2 pseudogenes are annotated in these 1,369 nt (G+C 50.3%); one reads left to right on the forward strand and one right to left on the reverse strand.

Annotated features, from left to right (window positions below):
* A pseudogene (locus QZ506_RS20330) lies at nt 1–209 on the forward strand (IS481 family transposase); the annotation flags it as partial.
* Nucleotides 210–516: 307 nt separating this feature from the next.
* Here the strand turns inward: QZ506_RS20330 and QZ506_RS20335 are convergent.
* Nucleotides 517–1,369, reverse strand: a pseudogene (locus QZ506_RS20335) (IS256 family transposase); the annotation flags it as partial.

The raw sequence follows: 1,369 nt of genomic DNA on the forward strand, positions 1-1,369 counted from the left end.
AAACCATTTTGCAGGATTTTTATCAGGTTACGTTCCGCAAGAAGTTATATGGAGACCTGGAAAGCCTGCAGGTAGATCTGGACAACTGGTTGTGGCATTACAATAATGAGCGAACTCATCAGGGAAAAATGTGCTGCGGGCGTACACCGATGGCCACTTTACTCGATGGAAAACGGATCTGGGCAGAAAAGAATCTGAACCAGATGTAATCTGACAGACACCTGTATAAATAATCGGTAACTGTCAGATCAGGTCTGAGCTAGTACATATAAATTGACGAACACTAAGGGTCACGCCTACAAACCCACCAACCCACCGAGATCTTTTTAAGCAAACTGATTACAGAACGTTAAATTAACCCCGTCGGCCCTTCAGCGGCCCATTTCCACCCGAACGTGCAAAAACGGGGAATTAGCGTCGGTCGTCGAACAGAGTGGCCAGTTCATCATCGGACAGGCCGGTCGATATTTTGACAATTACGTGAGCCTGTTTAAGATTTTGTGTAAATGCCTTTTCTCAGTAGTGCCCGTCCAGGCGGTCACCGAACTCGATAATAAAGCGGCTCATTGCCATACGCCAGCCCCGTAGTGGCATCGTCCATTTCTGTGAGGCGGCCTGGATTGCCAGCCACACGACTTTTTTCACTGCATCGTCCGTCGGGAACACCTTGCGTTTTTTTGATTGCATGCCGGATCACACTGTTCAGCGACTCGATGGCGTTGGTTGTATAGATGACTTTGCGGATGTCTGCCGGGTAAGCGAAGAACGTCGCCAGGTTAGCCCAGTTTGTCTGTCAGCTCCGGCTTATCTGCGGATAGCTGCTGTCCCAGGCACTGGCGAACGCTTCCAGCGCCTGCATACCTGCTTCTTCTGTGGGGGCCTGGTAGATGGCTTTCAGGTCGTGGGTGACTGCCTTATAGTCCTTCCAGGGCACGAACCGAAGGCTGTTGCGCACCATATGCACGATACATCGCTGGATACGTGCCTCCGGATACACAGCGTTGATGGCGCCAGTGAAGCCTTTCAGGCAGTCAACACAGGCGATGATGATATCGTTCAGACCACGGTTTTTCAGCTCCATCAGCACGTTAAGCCAGAACTTTTCACCTTCATTCTCGGCCAGCCACATACCCAGCAGTTCTTTCTGGACTCCGATATTGATACCCAGTGTCAGGAACACATATTTGTTGATGACGCTGCTGTCCTGTCTGACTTTCAGAACGATACAGTCAAGATAAACAATGGGATATATCGCATCCAGTGGGCTATTTTGCCATTCGGCGACCTGCACCATCACGGCATCGGTGATTTTGGATACCAACGTCGGCGAGACATCAGCGTCATACAGTTCTTTGAACGCGGCAGCGAT

The organism is Candidatus Symbiopectobacterium sp. (assembly GCF_020054415.1).
Taxonomy (GTDB): Bacteria; Pseudomonadota; Gammaproteobacteria; order Enterobacterales; family Enterobacteriaceae; genus Symbiopectobacterium.